The sequence below is a fragment of the Salinispora oceanensis genome, from assembly GCF_000383575.1.
GTDB classification, from domain to species: domain Bacteria; phylum Actinomycetota; class Actinomycetes; order Mycobacteriales; family Micromonosporaceae; genus Micromonospora; species Micromonospora oceanensis.
In genome coordinates this window covers 3,357,660-3,375,710 of record NZ_KB911579.1, presented here as the reverse complement: position 1 = coordinate 3,375,710, position 18,051 = coordinate 3,357,660, and the positions used below count along the sequence as shown (strand labels likewise).

Here is an 18,051-nt window from a genome sequence, read left to right as displayed (position 1 = left end):
CGCCGGGCGTGTCCACCCAAGGCCGAACGGGTCCGCGCGGGGCCGGGGCGGTCCGCACGGGGCCGGGCGGGTCGGAGGGGGGTTGGGCATCGCGAGCAGGCATCGGGTAACCTGACCAGGTTGCCCGGGCAGCGCCTGGTGACGACCTCATGAACGGATCAATCCCAGGAGTATCCCGTGGCTAGCGTGTGCGACGTCTGTGGCAAGGGGCCGGGCTTCGGCCACAACGTGTCCCACTCGCACCGGCGGACCAACCGCCGCTGGAACCCGAACATCCAGTCCGTGCGCACCCCGGCCGGTGGTGGCAACACCAAGAAGCTGAAGGTCTGCACGTCCTGCATCAAGGCTGGCAAGGTCACCCGCGCCTGACGCGGCAAACCCAGCCAGATCGCGCCGGCGGACCCGACGGTCCGCCGGTTTCGCGTATGCCGGGCCGGTTGCGTATGCCAGGCCGAGCCCTCCCGAACTCGGCCTGGCCCGGACGTCTCCCGAGCGGGCGCGGATTCAGAGCATGCGGCCGAACGAGACGCAGCCCGGGGCATCCTTGTAGAAGCCGAAGTTCGGGATCTGCGCGTATCCGGATGAACGGTACAGCGCGAGCGCCTCGGGTTGCCGGTCGCCGCACTCCAGTACGATCCGCTGTCGGCCCCGCTCGCGTGCGGACCGTTCCACCGCCGCCAGGACGGCTCGGGCCACGCCCCGCCCCCGGACGTGCGGTGCCACGTACATCCGCTTCAGCTCGGCGGTCTCGACCGACCCACCGTGGCTGCGCCAGCCGCCACAGGCCACGGATTCGCCGTCGAGCTCGGCGATGAGGAAGGTCCCGGCGGGCGGCTCGAACTCGGTCGCATCCACCGGGGTCTCGTCGCCGCTGCCGCCGTATCGCACGCCCAGGTCGGCGAGGGCCGCCTTGATCAACCGCTGCGCCGCCGGCGAGTCGAATCGGGTGGGGTGAATCTGCAGGTTCTGCACCAATGCAGGGTACGACCGCCCGGTGCGCCTACCGGAAGTGGTCCCAGCCGCCGGGGCCCTCCCACTGCCGGCGGTCAACGGTCACCCCGGAACCTGCGGTGACCGCACCGATCGGCTGCCAGCCTGTCGGCAACACCGCCGTCGGGGGGAAGGTCGCCGCGAGGGCGTGGTCGTCCCCGCCGGTCAACAGCCAGGTGTACGGGTCAACGCCGAGCGCCTGGGCCGCGTCGCGCATCTGCCGGGGCACCGCGAAGGCGTCCCGCCGCACATCCACCGCCACCCCGCTCGCTTGGGCCACATGCCCCAGGTCGGCGAGGAGCCCATCCGAAACATCGATCATCGCGGTCGCCCCGGCTCCGGCCGCCGCCGGTCCGGCCTGGTACGGCACCTCGGGCCGTCGATACGCCTCGACCAGCAGCCGCGGGGTCCGGAAGCCTCGGGACAGGATGGTGAGGCCGGCCGCCGCGTACCCGGTCCGACCGGCGAGAGCCACGACGTCACCGGGCTGGGCCCCGGCCCGGGTCACCGGCGTCCGGCCACCGAGATCACCGAGTGCGGTCACCGCGATGGTCAGGGTGGGACTCGTCGACATGTCCCCGCCCACCACGCTTGCCCCCACGAGGGCGGCCTCCGCCGCCAGGCCATCGGCCAGCTCCTCCGCCCACTCGGGCGGCAGCTCCGGTGGCATGCAGAGGGCGACCAGCAGGGCGGTGCTGCGCGCGCCCATCGCCGCGATGTCGGCGAGATTCGCCGCGGCCGCCCGATGGCCGATCTCCTGCGCTGCGGACCAGTCCCGGCGGAAGTGCCGCCCCTCCACCAGTACGTCGGTGGAGGCGACAACCCGGGCGTCCGTGGCGGCCACCACCGCCGCGTCGTCCCCGGGGCCGAGCAGGACGGTCGGGCCGTACGACAACCGAGCGGTAACCCGGTCGATCAGACCGAACTCGCCCGGCCCCACGACGCCGTTGCCGCGTTCGCTCACCGCTTCTCCTTCTCCGCCGATCGGAATCCGGCCTGGTCGGTAGGGTATTTTCTCACTTCGGGCCGCTCATCCAGCGGCGACGGAGGGAGGTCGAACGTGGTACAGGCGTACATACTCATCCAGACAGAGGTCGGCCAGGCGCGTGACGTGGCCGGTCAGATCGCGAAGATTACCGGCGTTGTCCGCGTTGACGCCGTCACCGGGCCCTACGACGTGGTGCTGCTCTGCGAAGCGCCGACCGTGGATGAACTCGGCGACCTCATCGTCAGCAAGGTGCAGATGGTGCCCGGAATCACCCGCACCCTCACCTGTTCGGTGGTGCGTCTCTAAGTGAGCAGGCTGCCCGACTCACCCGAAACCACCACTGCCCGCCACGACGTACCCGGCCCCGGGAACGACACCGCTACCGACGGCGCCGGCGGGGCCCCGGCGGGCGGCCGGGACCGCTCCAACCGCGGCGCGGCCCTGATCGCGACGGCGGTCGCGCTCCCGGCGACCGTGCTGGCCGGTGTCCTGGCGTTCAACCAGTTCGCCCCGGACCAGCCGGAAACCGAACCGAATTCGATGACGACCCCCACGCCGCTGTCGACCGCCCCCGTGGAGATGGCCGCTCCGGCCCTGGCCGAACGTCCCGCCACCGTCTGCCGCGCCCTGCTCTCCCAGCTTCCGCCGGCGATCCGGGAGCTGCCGCAGCGTCCGGTCACCGCCGGCTCCGAGCAGAACGCCGCGTATGGTGATCCCGCCCTCACCGTGGCCTGCGGCGGCCCGGCGCCAACCTTCGCCGACACCGACAAGCTCTGGTTGGTCAACCGGGTCTGCTGGTACGGCAGCGAAGCGGCGGACAGCACCGTGCTGAGCACCGTTGACCGGGAGACGACGGTCACGGTCCGGGTGCCCGACGGTTACGACCAGCCGCTCCAGTGGGTCTCCCCCATCTCAGAAACGATCATCGCCACGGTTCCCTCCGTTGACGACGCCCCGACCGGCTGTCGCCCCGAGTAGACCCCGCCAACGGGCCGCCGCCGCTGCGACCGGACCTGCCGCACCGGCAATCCGGAGCACGGCGGCGAGGTGGCTCAACGCGAGCCGCTCCTACGGTGCAGGGCGGTCCGGATGAGACGGTTGATCAACTTCGGGTACTCCAGACCGGCGGCCGCCCACATCCGCGGGAACATCGACGACGGGGTGAAGCCGGGCATCGTGTTCACCTCGTTGAGGTAAACATCCAGCTCGGGGGTGACGAAGAAGTCGGCCCGAGCCAGCCCGGAGCAGTCGAGCGCGGTGAAGGCGCGGACCGCGTACTCCCGGACCTGACGGGTCACCCGCTCCGGCAGCTCCGCGGGGATGTCGTACTCAGAGGCGAGATCAGCATCGATATACTTCGCCTCGAAGTCATAGAAGTCATGCTCCCCGATCACCCGGATCTCGGCGAGCGAGGACGCTTCCGGCGCCCCACCGGCCTCGCCCTCCAGCACCCCGCATTCGATCTCACGGCCAACGACCGCGCTCTCGACGAGGACCTTGGAGTCGATTTCCCGGGCGGTGGCGACCGCGTCATCCAGGTCCGCCCAGTCGCTAATCTTGGTGATCCCGAAGGAGGAGCCGGCCCGGGAGGGCTTGACGAAGACCGGCAGGCCGAGGCGTCGCTTGTCCTGCTCGGTCAAGGTCATGCCGCTGCGCAGCACCGTGTACGGGCCAACCGGAATCCCCTCGGCGGCGCAGAGCTTCTTGGTGAACTCCTTGTCCATGGCGGCGGCGGAGGCGAAGACGTTCGCCCCGACGTACGGGATGCCGGCCATCTCCAGCATCCCCTGGATAGTGCCGTCCTCCCCGTACTCTCCGTGCAGTACCGGAAACACCACGTCCACGTCGGCGAGGGCCCGAGGCCCCGCGGTCGCGTCGAGTACCAGCAGCCCACCGCTGCTCGGATCAGCGTTCAGCATGACGGCGTCCCCGGACTCCGCGGTGATCTCCGGCAACCGCCGGGCATTGATCGCGAGCTGGTCCGGATCGCCCCCGGTCAACACCCACTGGCCGGCGCGGCTGATCCCCACCGGCACGACCTCATATTCGTCGGGGTCGAGCGCCGCCAGCACGCTGCCGGCGCTGACACAGGAAATGCCGTGCTCCGGGCTACGTCCGCCGAACACGACCGCCACGCGGGTCCTGCCTGGGGTGGTCACTGGCCCTCACCTCTTCGTCGGCTCGTCACATCTGCCGGGGCACTCACCTTGGTGACCTTACTGTGCGTGGTGAACGTCGGCGTGCGATACCCCGTTGAGAGCGCGAGGGCCTAACCACTAAGCGGCCTACAATACGGTGGGTAACCGGATTTTATGGATGTATCGGTTTAGCTCGGTAGGAAGGAGACGGCCCGCCGGCTCCCGGCAGCCCGCCGGGCCGTCGACTATCGGCGACTACGCCGCCGGCCGATCGCGATCAGCTTGACCCGCTGCCGACCCGCCCGCACCATGCCCAGCGCCATGAACGCTCCGGCGATCCGCTCGGCCGCCACACGGCTACTCGCGCCCACCACCTGCCGACGCCGCTCCGGGCTGGCCCGCTCGTCCCGACCACAGTCCTGGGCGCGCACATCGGTGAGCACCACCAGGAACCGGGTCAGCGCCACCTGGCCCGGCTCGGTGGAGCCACGGCACTGTCGGGGCAGCTGGGCAGTTCGCATGTCGAGTCCCTCCGGACGGCGAGCCATGGGGGCGGCACGCGACAACCGGGCCCGGGGGAGGTAACCCGACCGCCGCGCGCCTCATCCCTCCGAGTCGCTCGCCGCCGCCGTCGCCACGACAACCGTCAGCGAGGACCTGACAACAGGGTGACACCGCGACAGCCGTGAATGCAACTCTCACCCGCGTTCTCTCATTTACCGCCTCCCAAAGATGTGCAAGGATCGATACATGGCCCCGAAAACCGCCCGCGCCCGTCGGCTGGGCATCGCCCTGCGCACGCACCGGGAGGCCGCCGGCCTCACCCTGGAATCCGCGGCGGACGAAATCAGCAGCACCCGCAGCACCCTGTCCCGCTACGAGAACGCGCAGACGCTGGTGAGCCCGGCGGTCGTCCGTGCGCTCCTGACCCTCTACGGTGTCGCACCAGACGAGATCGCGGCAGCGACACAGCTCGCCAAGGACGCACGCAAGCCCGGCTGGTGGGTCTCCTACTCATACCTGCTCGACCGGCGCACCATCGACTTCATCGCGCTGGAGGCCGAGGCCACCGCGATCGCCAACTTCGAGCCCTCCGTGGTGCCCGGCCTGCTCCAGACCGCCGACTACATCCGCGGCGTGATGCGAGGAGGCCCGCACACCCTGACAGACGACGAGGTCGAGCAGCGGGTCCAGCTCCGGCTCGACCGGCAACAGCGGCTCACCGCGCCGCACCCGCCGATCCTCGATGCCATCATCGACGAAGGCGCCCTACTCCGACCGGTGGGCGACCGGACAGTGATGGCGGCGCAGCTGAGCCATCTCCTGAAGGCAAGTGACCTGCCCAACGTCACCGTCCAGGTGATCCCACTGGCCGCCGGCTACCACCGCGGCACCCGCGGCTCGCTGCACATCCTGGAGTTCGCGGACCCCGAAGACCCCTTCATCGCCTCGGTGGAGACCGTCGCCGGCCAGATGGTTCTCGACCGCCCCGGCGACCTCCGCACCTGCACCAAGATCATGGAGAACCTGCGGAGCGTGGCCCTCAGCCCGGCAGACAGCCGGGACCAGCTTCGACACCTCATGGAGGGACGGTAGGACGATGACACCGACGATCGGCCCGCAGCTGCCCCGGGCCCACTGGCGTACCAGCAGCCACAGCGGAGACGAGGGGGCGTGCGTCGAGATCGCGACGCTCCCACAGGCGGTGGGCGTGCGCGACTCGAAGGACCGAAGCGGCCCGACGCTGCTCTTCACCCCTGCGGCCTGGACGACCTTCGCCGCCGCGCCACCACGCCGGTGACCGGTCGGGCGGCGGTACCGGTCCCACCGTCGCCCGACCACAACCAGATGCCAGCTCCGGCCACCCCTCATCGCCCCGGTGGCGACGAAACCCGCAGCGCCGCGAGGGCCACCCCGCGCGCCCCGGCCATGTCCCGCTCCGGCACCAGCGCGAACGTCGCCACCGCCGCCTGTTCCTTCCGCAGCACCGTGTGCTCGCGGACGATGTCCAGGAACCAGTCGCGGAACTCCGGAGCCGCCTCCACCACGCCCCCACCGACAAAGTAGGCATGCGGATCAGCGAGATTCGCCACGAGGGTGAACAGCCGGCCGATCGCCTTCGCCTGCTGGGTGAAGATCTCCCGGGCCAGCGGGTCACCCCGCTCGCCAAGCCCACGGACCAACTTCGCCGCCCGCACCAACGGCTCGGCGGCCAGCGGATGCCCGGGAAACCGGGTCAGCCAGTACGGCAGCAGGTTACGGGCGATCCCGGTCAGCGACGCGACGCTCTCCGCGTCCCCGACGAAGCCACAGCCACAGACCGGCTCCGGTTGGCTGGGGCCAAGCAGGCCGGTCAGCGGTAGCTGCACGTGCCCCAACTCCCCCGCCATACCGGCCGCACCGGCGATCACCCGTCCGCCTTCGACCAGCCCGCCCCCGAGACCGGTACCCACCACCACGGAGACCGACGAGCGACGCGCCGCATCCGCGCCGAAGTGCGATTGGTGCGCGTACAGGGCGGCGGCGTTGCCATCGTTGAGATACACCACCGGCAGGTCGAGCCGCCGCGCAAGCGCACCCCGCACGTCGTAACCCCGCCACTGCGGCTGGGAGAAGTTGGTCGAACCACGCGAGGAGATCACCCCGGCGGCGCTGGCCGGACCGGGGGTGTCCAGCCCCACCGCCCGGACCAGATCCCGAGTTACACCGACCGACGCCAATGCCCCGGTAAAGGCACCCGCGAGGGCCTCAATCGCTGCCTGCGGACCGGCCTGGACCTCGCTCGGGCTCTCGAGCAACCCGTCCACGAGGAAGCGCCCATCCACCGTCAGCACAGTGGCGTTGTTGCTGGTGCCGCCGTTGTCCAGACCAACGACCACCGGCGTTGCCGCGCTGCCCACGTTCGACCCTCCCACTCCGGAGACGATGACGTGAGGCTAGTTCCCGCACCGGTGACCCGCCATCGGCAAACCGGCAGCCGACGCCCGACAGCAGTCAGCCGGCAACGGCCCGCAGCGCGGCAGCCACGTCGGCGACCAGGTCGGCCGGGTCCTCGACCCCGCAGGACAGCCGGACAAAGCCGGGCGGCGTGTCGTCACCCCATTGGGCGCGCCGGTCAGCCGTGGTGTGCAGCCCACCGAACGAGGTGGCCGCCGACACCAGCCGGGCGGCGGCGACGAAGCGGGCGACGCGGTCGGCGTCGCCGAGATCAAACGAGAGCACCCCCGGCATCCGGCGCAGCTGCGCCACGGCCACCGGGTAGGCCGGGTCCTCCGGCCGGCCCGGCCAGCGCAGCCCGGTCACTCCCGGGTGCTCCGCCAGCAACCCGGCGAGGGCCGCGGCGTTCGCGGTCTGCCGGGCCAGCCGCAGGTCGAGGGTGGCCAGGGATCGGTGCGCCAGCCAGGCGTCAAAGGCGCCCGGGACCGCCCCGGTCTGGTCCCGCCACCGGGTCACTGCCGCGAGCAACTCGGCTGACCGGGTGCCGACATAGCCGAGCAGCAGGTCCGAGTGGCCGGTGAGCGCCTTCGTGCCGGAGGCCACCACCAGGTCGGCGCCGAGTTCCAGCGGACGCTGCCCGAGCGGGGTCGCGGTGGTGTTGTCCACCACCAGCAAGGCCCCCGCCGCCCGCGCCCGCGCCGCCAACCCGGTCAGGTCAACGACGTCGAGGCCCGGGTTCGCCGGGGTCTCCACCAACACCAGACGTACGCCGGCGAGGTCCGGATAGGGACCGGCGGTCGGTGCGAGGAGGACCCGTACCCCGATCCCGGCCAGGGTCTCGGTGGCGAACGCCCGCACCGGAAAGTAGCCGTCGGCGGGGAGCAGCACCGTGTCGCCGGAGCGCAGCACACTCAACAGCAGCCCGGTGATCGCCGCCTGGCCACTGGCAAAAACCCGACAGTCGCCCCCCTCCAGCTCGCCGATCGCCGCCTCCAACCGCCGCCGGGTCGGGTTGTCCGGCCGACCGTAGCCGTTCGGCGTGCCCGCCGGCCCGGCCCACGGATCGAGGTGGTACGGCGCGGCGAAGACCGGGCCGGGTAGGAAGGGCTCCCCGGGTACGGGCTCCGGCAGCCCGGCGCGGACACAGCGGGTCCCGTCGCGGTCGGCCAGCACCGCCTCACTCCGGCTTCGTCGTACGGCTCATCAACGCCGCGACCGCACGTCGCGGGTCCCCGCCCTCGTGGCAGACCAGCTCGACCTGCTCGGTGATCGGCATCTCGATCTCGTGTGCCCGGGCCAGATCCCGGATGGCCAGCGCGCTCTTGACCCCCTCGGCGGTCTGCCGGGTGGCGATCCGGGCCTCCTCCAGGGTCGCCCCCCGGCCGAGGTGCTCGCCGAAGGTGCGGTTGCGGGCCGACGGGGAGGAGCAGGACGCCACCAGGTCCCCCAAGCCGGCGAGGCCGGCGAAGGTGAGCGGGTCGGCGCCGAGCGCTACCCCGAGCCGGGCGGTCTCGGCCAGCCCGCGGGTGACCAGCATCGCGCGGGTGTTGTGGCCGAAGCCCATCGCGGTGGCGATGCCGTACGCCAGGGCGATGACGTTCTTGACCGCGCCCCCCAGTTCGCAGCCGATCACGTCGTCGTTGGTATATGGGCGAAAGTACGGGGTGGTGATCGACCGCTGCACGAGGGTGGCCCGGTCAACGTCGGTGCAGGCGACCACGGTGGCGGCGGGCTGCTCGGCGACGATCTCGGGGGCCAGGTTCGGCCCGGAGACCACGACCACCCGGTCGGCGGGGACGCGGGCGGTCTCCATGACCACCTCGCTCATCCGCTTGGTGGTGCCGAGTTCGATCCCCTTCATCAGGGAGACCAGCGTGGCGTCGCGGTGCAGGTACGGGAGCCACTCGGCGAGATTGCCCCGCAGGGTCTGCGACGGGACCGCCAGCACCACCAGCTCGGCACCCGTGATCGCCTCCCCGGCGTCACCGGTGGCTGTCACCCGCTCCGGCAGGACCAGGCCCGGCAGGTACTCCGGGTTGCTCCGCTCGGCCTGTAGCGCCGCCACGACCGACTGTCGCCGGGCCCAGAGCCGGACCTCCCGACCCGCGTCGCCGAGGATCTTGGCGAAGGCCGTCCCCCATGAGCCGGCCCCCAACACGGCCACGTGCCCGCTCATGCCGCCGCTCCCGGGCGTTCGGTGCGGCGGGGGCGTTCCCAGAGCGCCGGCGGTTCGGCCTGCCGGATCTCGGCCAGCAGATCGCGCAGACGCAGCATGATGACCTCGGTCATCTCCTCAAGCACCGCCTTCGTCGGAGGGACGCCGGCCCACCGGTCCAGGTCGACCGGAGGCCCGGCGACGACGGTCACCGGAATTCGGGGACGCGGGTTCAGCCGGGAGGTCCGGGGATCGAACATCCGCTCGGGCCCCCACATCGCCACCGGGATTACCGGGGCGCCGGTGGCCAGGGCGAGCCGTGCGGCACCGGTCTTGGCCTTCATCGGCCACAGCTCGGGTTCCCGGGTCGTGGTCCCCTCCGGGTAGATCACCACCGCACCGCCGCTGTTCACCACCTCGACCAGGCGGTCCAACGACTGGACCGCGGCCGCGGTGCCGCGCTCGACCGGAATCTGCCAGCAGCGGCGCAGGATCAGGCCGATCAGCGGAATTCGAAACAAGCTGGCCTTGCCGAGAAACCGCGGCCAACGCCCGGAGTCGTAGACGAAGTGCGCGGCGACCAGCGGATCGGCGTGCGAGATGTGGTTCGGCACGATGATCACCCCGCCGGAGTTACGGAGGTGTTCCATGCCCTGCCAACGCCGCCGTGTCCAGATCGTCATCAGGGACTTGATCAGCACCACGGCGAACCGTGGCCAGAACCCGATCCTGCGCCGCGCCACCCGCGCCTCCTTCTACCGCCACCGACCGGACCGCCGGTACGCCCCACCCAGTTCAACGCCCGCGAGGTGAAATCATGCCTGCTCCCCCCGGGTCCGGCCAGTGAGGGTACCGGCACCGGGCTGGCAGGATGGCGGGGTGACCCAGGTGTGGACCGTAGTGGTGCCGGTGAAGCGGCTGGACGCGGCGAAGAGCCGGCTCCGCGGCGCGCTGCCCGGCCAGCCCCACGCGGCGTTGGCGCTGGCGTTGGCGGTCGATACGGTCGAGGCGGTACGGGCCTGTCCGGTGGTTGCCGAGGTGCTGGTGGTGACGGACGACCCGGTCGTGACGGCGGCGATCGGTGCGCGGGTGGTGCCGGACCGCCCCGCCGCCGGGCTCAACCCCGCCTTCCGGTACGGCGCGTCCGCCGCCGGCCCCGGCTGGGTGGCGGGCCTCACCGCGGACCTGCCCGCGCTACGCCCGGTCGAGCTGGCGGCCGCCCTGTCGGCGGCGCAGTCCGGTCCCCCGACCCGTCGATATGTGCCCGATGACCCCGGCACCGGCACCGTGCTGCTGGCCGCACCGCCCGGCGTGCCCCTGGATCCCCGCTTCGGTGGCAGCTCCGCGGCCGCCCATGCGGCCAGTGGTGCGCTCCCCCTGCTCGGTGACTGGCCGAGCCTGCGGCGGGATGTCGACACCGCCGCCGATCTGGCCGCGGCCGCCCAACTCGGGCTGGGGGCGCGCACCGCATCGCTGTGTGGCGCGGCCACCCCCGCCGGCAGCCGGCCGGTGTAGCGTGCCGGTCATGCAGGGCACGGTGGCCACCTACGACGCGACGACCCGCAGCGGCGTACTCCTCCTCGACGACGGCACCGAACTGGCGTTTCCGGCTCCGGCCTTCGACGCCTCCGGCCTACGGCTGCTCCGCCTCGGCCAACGGCTGCGGGTGGAGACCGACGGGGCGGGAACGGTAATTCGCGTGACGTTGCCGACGATGAGCTAAGCAACCCGGCCAAGTTCATTTGGCGTTAACCGGGCTCCGGTCAAGATGGGCGGGTGAGCACCCCTGGCGAGCACCCCGCTGACTCCGTCGCCGGCCGACCGGCGGTTCCACCCCACAACGGCTCCCGCCCCCGTGGGGCCAACGGTCGCTTCCTGTCCGCCCGGGGCACCGACACCGCCGCCTCCCCGGCCGACCCGACCAGTGTTGACCCGAGCGACCCAACCAGCGTTAACCCAGCCGACGACGCCGCCGGCTTGGCGGAGGTACTCGACCCGGTGCCGGACCAGCCGGCGCCGCCCGACGAACCGCCCGCCACGCAACCGCTGCCGGACGACCGGTTCCTCAATCGGGAGCTCTCCTGGCTGGACTTCAACGCCCGCGTCCTCGCACTCGCCGAGGACCCGCGCACCCCGCTACTGGAACGGGCGAAGTTTCTCGCCATCTTCGCGAGCAACCTCGACGAGTTCTACATGGTGCGGGTCGCCGGGCTGAAGCGACGGCTCTCCGCCGGGCTGCCGGTCCGCGGTGGCGACCGGATGCCGCTGCGCACCCAGCTGGAGCTGATCGCGGAGAAGACCGCCACCCTGGTTTCCCGGCAGGCCGCCTGCTTCGTTGACGACCTCCTGCCGAAGCTGGCCGCCACGGGTCTGCGCATCCTCCGCTGGGGTGACCTGACCGACGCCGAGCACACCCGGTTACGCACCTACTTCGGCGAGCACATCTTCCCCGTGCTCACCCCCCTCGCGGTTGACCCGGCACACCCGTTCCCGTACATCTCCGGGCGCTCCCTCAACCTGGCGGTCTCCGTCTGCGCCCCGGACAGCGGATCGGAGCTGTTCGCCCGGGTCAAGGTGCCCAACAACGTGCCCCGGTTCGTCCGCGTCCACCGTGACCAGCCCGGCGTCCAGGTACTGCCGGTGGAGGATCTGATTTCGGTGCACCTGGGCCAGCTCTTCTCCGGGATGCGGGTGGTGGAGTGCCACCTCTTCCGGGTCACCCGCAACGCCGAGGTGGAGGTTGACGAGGACCGGGACGAGGACCTGCTGCAGGCCCTCGAACGGGAACTCGCCCGCCGTCGATTCGGCCCGTCGGTACGGCTGGAGGTGGCCGCCTCGATCTCCGAACACATGCTGGAGCTCCTCGTCCGCGAACTGGACATGGACCCCCAGGATGTCCAGCGGGTCAATGGCCTGCTCGACCTGTCGGCGCTCTGGCAGCTCTACGGCGAGGCGGATCGGCCGGACCTGAAGGATCCGCCGTTCGTGCCGGCCACCCACCCACGGCTCGCCGAGGGCGAGGTGCCGCGCAGCGTCTTCGCCACCCTGCGCGACGGTGACGTGCTGGTGCACCACCCGTATCGCTCCTTCGCCACCAGCGTGCAGCGCTTCATCGAGCAGGCCGCCGCGGACCCGAACGTGCTGGCCATCAAGCAGACCCTCTACCGCACCAGCGGCGACTCCCCCATCGTGGACGCCCTGGTAGACGCGGCGGAGGCCGGCAAGCAGGTGGTGGTGCTGGTCGAGTTGAAGGCCCGGTTCGACGAGATCGCCAACATCGGCTGGGCGCGGACGCTCGAACGCGCCGGGTGCCACGTCGTCTACGGCCTGGTGGGGCTCAAGACGCACTGCAAGACGGCGCTGGTGGTCCGGCAGGAAGGCAGTCAGATCCGCCGCTACTGCCATATCGGCACCGGCAACTACCACCCCAAGACCGCCCGGCTCTACGAGGACTTCGGCCTCCTCACCGCCGATCCGGAGATCGGCGCCGACCTGACCGACCTGTTCAACGTGCTGACCGGCTACAGCCGGCAGACGGCGTACCGGCAGCTGCTCGTGGCGCCACAGGGAATCCGCAGCGGCCTGATCGAGCGGATCGAGCGGGAGATCTCGAATGTCCGGCTCGGCCGGTCGGGGCTGGTCCAGTTCAAGGTGAACTCGCTGGTTGACGAGGAGATCACCGATGCGCTCTACCGGGCCTCCCGGGCCGGCGTCCATGTGGACCTGCTGATTCGGGGGATGTGCACGCTCCGTCCCGGGGTTCCGGGCCTGTCGGAGAACATCCGGGTCCGCTCGGTCCTCGGGCGGTTCCTGGAACATTCGCGGATCTTCCGGTTCGGCAACGACGGTGACGCCGAGTTCTGGATGGGCTCGGCCGATCTGATGCACCGCAACCTGGACCGGCGGGTCGAGGCGCTGGTACGGGTCACCGACCCGGTAGCCCGAGCCGAGCTGGATCACGTGCTGATCGCCGCGTTCAGCCCCGACGTGGAGGCGTTCGAGCTGGACGCGGAGGGCAGCTGGCACCGGCGCTCCGGCACCGGGGACGACCCCCGGGCACACCTACAGGAGTTGCTGCTACGCCGAGTCGGCGGCACCGCCGTACGCTGACCAGATGGCGAGCGGGATCCGGTCGGCCGGCGGTGTCCTCTGGCGGCCAGGCAAGGGCGATGTCGAGGTCTGCCTGGTGCACCGCCCCCGCTACGGCGACTGGTCGCTGCCGAAGGGAAAGCTCGAGCCGGGCGAGCACCCGCTCCGCGCCGCCCTCCGGGAGGTCGCCGAGGAGACCGGCGTGCGGGCGGTGCCGCAGGCCCGGCTGCCGAGCGTGCGTTACCGCAGCCAGAACCGGCCGAAGGTGGTCGACTATTGGTCGATGCGGGCGGTCGGGACCGATGTCTCTCCGCCCGACAAAGAGGTTGACGAGGTGCGCTGGCTCGCGGTGGACCGGGCGGTGCGGTTGGTCAGTCACCCGCACGACGCGGCGGTGGTCCGCGCATTCGCGGCCCTGCCACCGGTGACCGCGACGGTCATGCTGGTGCGGCACGCGGACGCGGGTGGGTGGAGCAGTTGGGCCGGGTCCCAGAGCGGCCGACCGCTCTCTGTCGCCGGCTGGGCCCAGGCACGACGGCTGGTGCCGCTGGTGGCCGTGGTCGCGCCGGTACGCCTGCTCGCCGCGTCGGCCCGGCGCTACGTCCAGACCCTCAGCCCGGTGGCGGAATTCTTGGACCTGCCCATTGCGGTAACCAGAGATCTGGACGAGCCGCGGGCGGGCCAGAGCCAGGACGAGTGCGCGTTGGCCGCTGCCGCCTGCCTGGCCGCCTTCGGCACGGCCGGTACGCCGGCCGTGGTGTGTTGCCCGGGCTCGATAGTTTCGGGGGCGCTGGAGCGCCTCTCCGGCCGCGGTGCGGACTTCACCACCCAGAACGGGGCCGGTTGGCTGCTCGCCTTCTCCGGCGCGACCCTCCTCGCCCCCGACCCCTTGTAGCGCGTCGGGGGCGCCCACCGTGCTGGTGGCCGCCCCCGACGGTGCCGGCTCAGCGCTTGGTCGCCCGCTTCGCCGGTGCCTTCCGCGCGGTGACCTTCGTGGCCGCCGCACTCTTCCGGACCGCCGTCGCCTTCGTGGCCGGTACCGCCTTCTTCGTCGCGGACTTCCGCGCCGTGGTGGCCTTCGTCGCGGTGGTGCGCTTCGGCGGAGCGGTCTTCGCCGCGGTGGTCTTCTTCGCCGCGGTCTTCTTCGCCCCGGTGGCCTTGGCCGCGGTCGTCTTCTTGGCCGCGGTGGCCTTCTTGGCCGCGGTGGTCTTCTTGGCCGCGGTGGCCTTCGCGGCGGTCGTCTTCTTGGCGGCGGTGGCCTTCGCCGCGGTCGTCTTCTTGGCCGCGGTGCCAGTGGTCCTGGCCCCGGCCGCCTTGGCGGCGGTGCTCTTCTTCGCCGCTGTGGCCTTCGGCGCCTTGCCGCTGGCCACCATCTCCTTGAACCCGGTACCCGGGCGGAACGTCGGGACGGAGGTCTTCTTGACCTTCACCGCCTCGCCGGTCCGTGGATTGCGCGCTGTTCGGGCTCCCCGGACACGCTTCTCGAACGCTCCGAAGCCGGTGATCGATACCTTCTCACCCTTGGTAACCGCCGCCTGGACCTCAGTGAGGACCGCGTCGAGCGCGGCCGTCGCCGTCTTCCGGTCCCCCAGGCGAACGGCGAGCGACTCGATAAGCTCGGCCTTGTTCACGACTTCCTCCCGATTGTGCAACTGACTCGACGCGAGCCATTCTGCGCGCACGTTATGCCCTGCGCTGGCGCTACACAAACATTCGACAGAAAAAGACCCTTGTGTCGCAACAGATTCGCCCCCACCAGCGACGCCGGTGGGGGCGATTTTCCCTCGCGGGGCGGGGCAGGCAGCTATGTGATGGTCGGTAGGAACGGCCGCCGCGCTGCCTCGAAGGCACCGATCAGGGGTTCGTGCCGAAGCGTGAGTCCAATGTCGTCCAAGCCCTCCATCAGCCGCCAGCGGCTGAACTCGTCCAGCGGGAACGCCCAGGTCGCATCCGCGACCTGGACCTGGCGGGCGGCGAGGTCGACGGTGATCTGCGTGCTGGGATCGGCCTCGACGCGACCCCAGATCTCTTCGACCACTTCCAATTCCAGCTCAACGGGCAGCAGCCCTCCCTTGAGCGCGTTACCCCGGAAGATGTCCCCGAAGCGCGGGGCCAGCACAGCCCGGAACCCCCAGTCCCGCAAGGCCCAGACGGCATGCTCGCGGGAAGAACCGGTGCCGAACTCGGGGCCAGCAACGAGAATCGAGGCACCAGAATATGATTCATTATTGAGGACAAACGCCTGATCCTCCCGCCAGGCACTGAACAACGCATCCGCGAAACCCGTTCGCGTTACCCGCTTCAGATGCACGGCGGGGATAATCTGATCGGTATCCACATTAGAAAAACGCAGTGGCACAGCGGTGCCGGTGTGGATGGTGAACTTCTCCATCAGCGGTATCCCTTGCTACAGATCGGCGGGAGCCGCCAGCCGGCCCACCACCGCGGTGGCGGCGGCGACCGGCGGGGAGACCAGGTGGGTACGTCCACCCCGGCCCTGGCGGCCCTCGAAGTTACGGTTCGAGGTGGAGGCGGCGCGCTGGCCCGGGCGAAGCGTGTCCGGGTTCATCCCCAGACACATCGAGCAGCCCGCGAAGCGCCACTCAGCACCTGCCTCGGTGAAGACCTTGTCCAGCCCTTCCGCCTCGGCGCCCGCCCGCACCGCGGCGGAGCCCGGCACGACGAGCATCCGCACACCCGGGGCCACCCGGCGCCCGCGCAGCACGTCGGCGGCCACCCGCAGGTCCTCAATCCGGCCGTTGGTGCAGGAGCCGACGAAGACCACGTCAACGGTGAGGTCCCGCAGCGGAGTGCCCACGGCGAGGTCCATGTACTCCAGGGCTCGACGGGCGGCGGCCCGCTCCGGCTCGGTGGCGAACTCCTCCGGATTCGGCACCCGCGCGTCCAGTGCCGCGCCCTGACCCGGGTTGGTGCCCCAGGTCACGAACGGCGTGACCCGGCTCGCGTCCAGGGTTACCTCGGAGTCGAACGTCGCGCCCGCGTCGGTGGGTAGCGTCCGCCAGTACGCGACCGCCGCCTCCCAGTCAGCCCCGGCGGGGGCGTTCGGCCGCCCCCTGAGGTAGTCGAACGTCGTCTCGTCCGGCGCGATCAGCCCGGCCTTGGCACCCCACTCGATCGACATGTTGGCGACGGTCATCCGCCCCTCCATGGACAGCTTCCGGATCGCCTCGCCCCGGTACTCCACGACATGCCCGCGGCCACCACCCGTACCGACCTGGGCGATCAGCGCGAGCACCAGGTCCTTCGCGGTAACACCCGGCCCGAGTTCACCGACGACGTTCACCGCCATCGTCTTCGGTCGGGCCTGCGGCAGCGTCTGGGTGGCGAGCACGTGCTCGACCTCGCTGGTGCCGATACCGAAGGCCAACGCGCCGAAGGCGCCGTGGGTGGCGGTGTGCGAGTCACCGCAGACGATCGTCATCCCGGGTTGGGTCAGGCCCAGCTGCGGGCCGATGACGTGGACGATCCCCTGGTTCTGATCGCCCAACGGATGCAGCCGCACACCGAACTCGGCACAATTCCGGCGCAGCGTCTCGATCTGCGTCCGAGAGGTGGCGTCGGCGATCGTCAACAGGTCACCGCGCCGGGACCGGTACGACGGGTCCGCGTACCCGGTGGGGGTGTTGTGATCCTCGGTCGCGATCGTCAGGTCAGTGCGGCGGACCCGGCGGCCGGCGAGGCGCAGCCCGTCGAAGGCTTGCGGGCTGGTCACCTCGTGGAGCAGGTGCAGGTCGATGAAGAGCAGGTCGGGCTCGCCCTCGGCGGATCGGACGACGTGCGAGGCCCAGACCTTCTCGGCCAGGGTCCTCGGCTCAGGAGTGACTCCCACCATCTGGACATCCTAAATTCTGGGAGGTAGGTTTCGGTTTGTGGGACACAGTATGAGCGGTGTCGGCGTTCTCGACAAGGCGGTGGTCATCCTGGCCGCCTGCGTGGACGGCGCCAGCCTGGCCGAACTCGTTGAACGTACGAAGCTGCCCCGGGCAACAGCCCACCGGTTGGCGCAGGCATTGGAGATCCACCGAATGCTGGTACGCGACACACAGGGACGGTGGCGCCCCGGTCCCCGTCTGGGGGAGCTGGCCAACGCCGCGCCCGACGTGCTGCTGACCGCGGCCGAGCCCCTGCTCTGCGCGCTCCGGGACGCCACCGGGGAGAGCGCGCAGCTCTACCTGCGCCGGGCCGACGAGCGGGTCTGTGTGGCCGCCGCCGAGCGGGCCAGCGGCCTACGGGACACCGTGCCGGTCGGCTCGGTGCTACCCATGATCGCCGGCTCCGCGGCGCAGATCCTGCTGGCCTGGGAGCCACCGGAGGCGGTCATGCCGCTCCTGCCCCGATCGAAGTTCACCGGCCGAGCGCTCGCCGAGGTCCGGCGCCGCGGCTGGGCGCAGAGCGTGGCGGAACGGGAAGCGGGGGTGGCGAGCGTCTCCGCTCCGATCCGGGATCGCACCGGACGGGTCATCGCCGCCGTCAGCGTCAGCGGTCCCATCGAACGGCTCGGCCGCCGTCCCGGCGAACGCCACGCGATGGCGGTCGTCCGAGCCGGCCAGCGGCTCTCCGGCCTGTAGCCCACCGCCCTGGTGACCGAACCCAACAGGCCCGTCTCGCCATGACGAGACGGGCCTGTCGCAGATGAGTAGCCCCGACCGGATTCGAACCGGCGCTACCGCCTTGAGAGGGCGGCGTCCTGGGCCGCTAGACGACGGGGCCAGGAAATTTCCCAAACGACCACT

At 71.0% G+C, this 18,051-nt stretch carries 21 protein-coding genes and 1 tRNA gene; 10 read left to right on the top strand and 12 right to left on the bottom strand.

What is annotated here, in order from left to right; translation table 11 throughout:
• Positions 1–177: 177 nt before the first annotated feature.
• Entirely contained in the window at positions 178–369 is a 192-nt protein-coding gene (gene rpmB / locus SALPAC4_RS0115790; RefSeq protein ID WP_011905179.1) for a 50S ribosomal protein L28, read from the top strand.
• Between the two features lie 135 nt (positions 370–504).
• Here rpmB and SALPAC4_RS0115785 read toward each other — a convergent pair whose 3' ends face one another.
• Both SALPAC4_RS0115785 and SALPAC4_RS0115780 read right to left on the bottom strand, forming a co-directional pair.
• Complete coding sequence (locus SALPAC4_RS0115785; RefSeq protein ID WP_019871146.1) at positions 505–972, bottom strand: GNAT family N-acetyltransferase; 468 nt, start codon at positions 970–972, stop codon at positions 505–507.
• A 28-nt stretch (positions 973–1,000) separates the two neighbouring features.
• Entirely contained in the window at positions 1,001–1,954 is a 954-nt protein-coding gene (locus SALPAC4_RS0115780) for a thiamine-phosphate kinase (RefSeq protein ID WP_019871145.1), read from the bottom strand.
• Positions 1,955–2,050: 96 nt separating this feature from the next.
• Here SALPAC4_RS0115780 and SALPAC4_RS0115775 point away from each other — a divergent pair, with 96 nt between their 5' ends.
• Positions 2,051–2,284 (top strand): Lrp/AsnC ligand binding domain-containing protein, encoded by a 234-nt coding sequence (locus SALPAC4_RS0115775; RefSeq protein WP_018218919.1) that lies wholly within the window; start codon positions 2,051–2,053, stop codon positions 2,282–2,284.
• Entirely contained in the window at positions 2,285–2,956 is a 672-nt protein-coding gene (locus SALPAC4_RS0115770) for a DUF3515 family protein (RefSeq protein ID WP_020113517.1), read from the top strand.
• A gap of 74 nt (positions 2,957–3,030) precedes the next feature.
• On the opposite strand, the gene SALPAC4_RS0115765 is transcribed toward SALPAC4_RS0115770, so the two are convergent.
• Together SALPAC4_RS0115765 and SALPAC4_RS0115760 are read right to left on the bottom strand one after the other, a co-directional pair.
• The gene (locus tag SALPAC4_RS0115765) at positions 3,031–4,137 is read right to left on the bottom strand and encodes a D-alanine--D-alanine ligase family protein (RefSeq protein WP_033664888.1); all 1,107 of its coding nucleotides are present in this window, start codon (positions 4,135–4,137) and stop codon (positions 3,031–3,033) included.
• A 224-nt stretch (positions 4,138–4,361) separates the two neighbouring features.
• On the bottom strand, positions 4,362–4,637 hold the full coding sequence (locus tag SALPAC4_RS0115760) for a hypothetical protein (RefSeq protein ID WP_019871142.1): 276 nt from the start codon (positions 4,635–4,637) through the stop codon (positions 4,362–4,364).
• A gap of 229 nt (positions 4,638–4,866) precedes the next feature.
• Between SALPAC4_RS0115760 and SALPAC4_RS0115755 the strand changes: the two genes are divergently transcribed.
• Positions 4,867–5,712, top strand: a complete 846-nt coding sequence (locus tag SALPAC4_RS0115755) for a helix-turn-helix domain-containing protein (protein ID WP_019871141.1) — start codon at positions 4,867–4,869, stop codon at positions 5,710–5,712.
• Positions 5,713–5,716: 4 nt separating this feature from the next.
• Positions 5,717–5,917: a DUF397 domain-containing protein gene (locus SALPAC4_RS0115750; protein WP_019871140.1), complete on the top strand. Its 201-nt coding sequence runs from the start codon at positions 5,717–5,719 to the stop codon at positions 5,915–5,917.
• A 67-nt stretch (positions 5,918–5,984) separates the two neighbouring features.
• On the opposite strand, the gene SALPAC4_RS0115745 is transcribed toward SALPAC4_RS0115750, so the two are convergent.
• The 4 genes from SALPAC4_RS0115745 to SALPAC4_RS0115730 form a co-directional block, all read right to left on the bottom strand.
• Complete coding sequence (locus tag SALPAC4_RS0115745) at positions 5,985–7,016, bottom strand: ROK family protein (protein ID WP_033664197.1); 1,032 nt, start codon at positions 7,014–7,016, stop codon at positions 5,985–5,987.
• A gap of 94 nt (positions 7,017–7,110) precedes the next feature.
• A complete protein-coding gene (locus tag SALPAC4_RS0115740) occupies positions 7,111–8,226 on the bottom strand; it encodes a cystathionine gamma-lyase (protein ID WP_019871138.1) in 1,116 nt (371 codons plus the stop codon).
• A 4-nt stretch (positions 8,227–8,230) separates the two neighbouring features.
• Positions 8,231–9,229 carry an NAD(P)H-dependent glycerol-3-phosphate dehydrogenase gene (locus SALPAC4_RS0115735; protein WP_019871137.1) on the bottom strand — a complete coding sequence of 333 codons (999 nt, stop codon included), beginning with the start codon at positions 9,227–9,229 and terminating at the stop codon, positions 8,231–8,233.
• The gene (locus SALPAC4_RS0115730) at positions 9,226–9,951 is read right to left on the bottom strand and encodes a lysophospholipid acyltransferase family protein (RefSeq protein ID WP_019871136.1); all 726 of its coding nucleotides are present in this window, start codon (positions 9,949–9,951) and stop codon (positions 9,226–9,228) included. Before SALPAC4_RS0115730 ends, SALPAC4_RS0115735 begins: the two co-directional genes overlap by 4 nt.
• Before the next feature lie 136 nt (positions 9,952–10,087).
• On the opposite strand from SALPAC4_RS0115730, the gene cofC reads away from it, so the two are divergent.
• Genes cofC through SALPAC4_RS0115710 form a run of 4 tightly spaced genes read left to right on the top strand, consistent with a single transcriptional unit; the run spans position 10,088 to position 14,192 of the window.
• Positions 10,088–10,723 (top strand): 2-phospho-L-lactate guanylyltransferase, encoded by a 636-nt coding sequence (gene cofC / locus SALPAC4_RS0115725; protein WP_019871135.1) that lies wholly within the window; start codon positions 10,088–10,090, stop codon positions 10,721–10,723.
• A gap of 10 nt (positions 10,724–10,733) precedes the next feature.
• Positions 10,734–10,931 carry a hypothetical protein gene (locus SALPAC4_RS27985; RefSeq protein WP_018740399.1) on the top strand — a complete coding sequence of 66 codons (198 nt, stop codon included), beginning with the start codon at positions 10,734–10,736 and terminating at the stop codon, positions 10,929–10,931.
• 53 nt (positions 10,932–10,984) lie between these two features.
• Entirely contained in the window at positions 10,985–13,318 is a 2,334-nt protein-coding gene (locus SALPAC4_RS0115715; protein WP_019871134.1) for an RNA degradosome polyphosphate kinase, read from the top strand.
• A 4-nt stretch (positions 13,319–13,322) separates the two neighbouring features.
• On the top strand, positions 13,323–14,192 hold the full coding sequence (locus SALPAC4_RS0115710) for an NUDIX hydrolase (protein WP_019871133.1): 870 nt from the start codon (positions 13,323–13,325) through the stop codon (positions 14,190–14,192).
• Positions 14,193–14,241: 49 nt separating this feature from the next.
• Here SALPAC4_RS0115710 and SALPAC4_RS26640 read toward each other — a convergent pair whose 3' ends face one another.
• From SALPAC4_RS26640 to leuC, 3 genes are all read right to left on the bottom strand, one after another.
• On the bottom strand, positions 14,242–14,928 hold the full coding sequence (locus SALPAC4_RS26640; protein ID WP_019871132.1) for an HU family DNA-binding protein: 687 nt from the start codon (positions 14,926–14,928) through the stop codon (positions 14,242–14,244).
• 173 nt (positions 14,929–15,101) lie between these two features.
• Entirely contained in the window at positions 15,102–15,689 is a 588-nt protein-coding gene (gene leuD / locus SALPAC4_RS0115700) for a 3-isopropylmalate dehydratase small subunit (RefSeq protein ID WP_019871131.1), read from the bottom strand.
• Between the two features lie 15 nt (positions 15,690–15,704).
• Positions 15,705–17,150 (bottom strand): 3-isopropylmalate dehydratase large subunit, encoded by a 1,446-nt coding sequence (gene leuC / locus SALPAC4_RS0115695; protein ID WP_019871130.1) that lies wholly within the window; start codon positions 17,148–17,150, stop codon positions 15,705–15,707.
• 49 nt (positions 17,151–17,199) lie between these two features.
• On the opposite strand from leuC, the gene SALPAC4_RS0115690 reads away from it, so the two are divergent.
• Positions 17,200–17,886 (top strand): IclR family transcriptional regulator, encoded by a 687-nt coding sequence (locus SALPAC4_RS0115690; RefSeq protein WP_018729874.1) that lies wholly within the window; start codon positions 17,200–17,202, stop codon positions 17,884–17,886.
• A 69-nt stretch (positions 17,887–17,955) separates the two neighbouring features.
• On the opposite strand, the gene SALPAC4_RS0115685 is transcribed toward SALPAC4_RS0115690, so the two are convergent.
• Positions 17,956–18,028, bottom strand: a tRNA-Glu gene (locus SALPAC4_RS0115685).
• Positions 18,029–18,051 lie beyond the last annotated feature (23 nt).

Bases quoted from the DNA above. Each gene is read 5' to 3' on its own strand.
- SALPAC4_RS0115760 (WP_019871142.1), bottom strand. From the start codon at position 4,637: ATGCGAACTGCCCAGCTGCCCCGACAGTGCCGTGGCTCCACCGAGCCG.
- SALPAC4_RS0115755 (WP_019871141.1), top strand. From the start codon at position 4,867: ATGGCCCCGAAAACCGCCCGCGCCCGTCGGCTGGGCATCGCCCTGCGC.
- SALPAC4_RS0115750 (WP_019871140.1), top strand. From the start codon at position 5,717: ATGACACCGACGATCGGCCCGCAGCTGCCCCGGGCCCACTGGCGTACC.
- SALPAC4_RS0115735 (WP_019871137.1), bottom strand. From the start codon at position 9,229: ATGAGCGGGCACGTGGCCGTGTTGGGGGCCGGCTCATGGGGGACGGCC.
- SALPAC4_RS27985 (WP_018740399.1), top strand. From the start codon at position 10,734: ATGCAGGGCACGGTGGCCACCTACGACGCGACGACCCGCAGCGGCGTA.
- SALPAC4_RS0115710 (WP_019871133.1), top strand. From the start codon at position 13,323: ATGGCGAGCGGGATCCGGTCGGCCGGCGGTGTCCTCTGGCGGCCAGGC.
- leuD (WP_019871131.1), bottom strand. From the start codon at position 15,689: ATGGAGAAGTTCACCATCCACACCGGCACCGCTGTGCCACTGCGTTTT.
- leuC (WP_019871130.1), bottom strand. From the start codon at position 17,150: ATGGTGGGAGTCACTCCTGAGCCGAGGACCCTGGCCGAGAAGGTCTGG.
- SALPAC4_RS0115690 (WP_018729874.1), top strand. From the start codon at position 17,200: ATGAGCGGTGTCGGCGTTCTCGACAAGGCGGTGGTCATCCTGGCCGCC.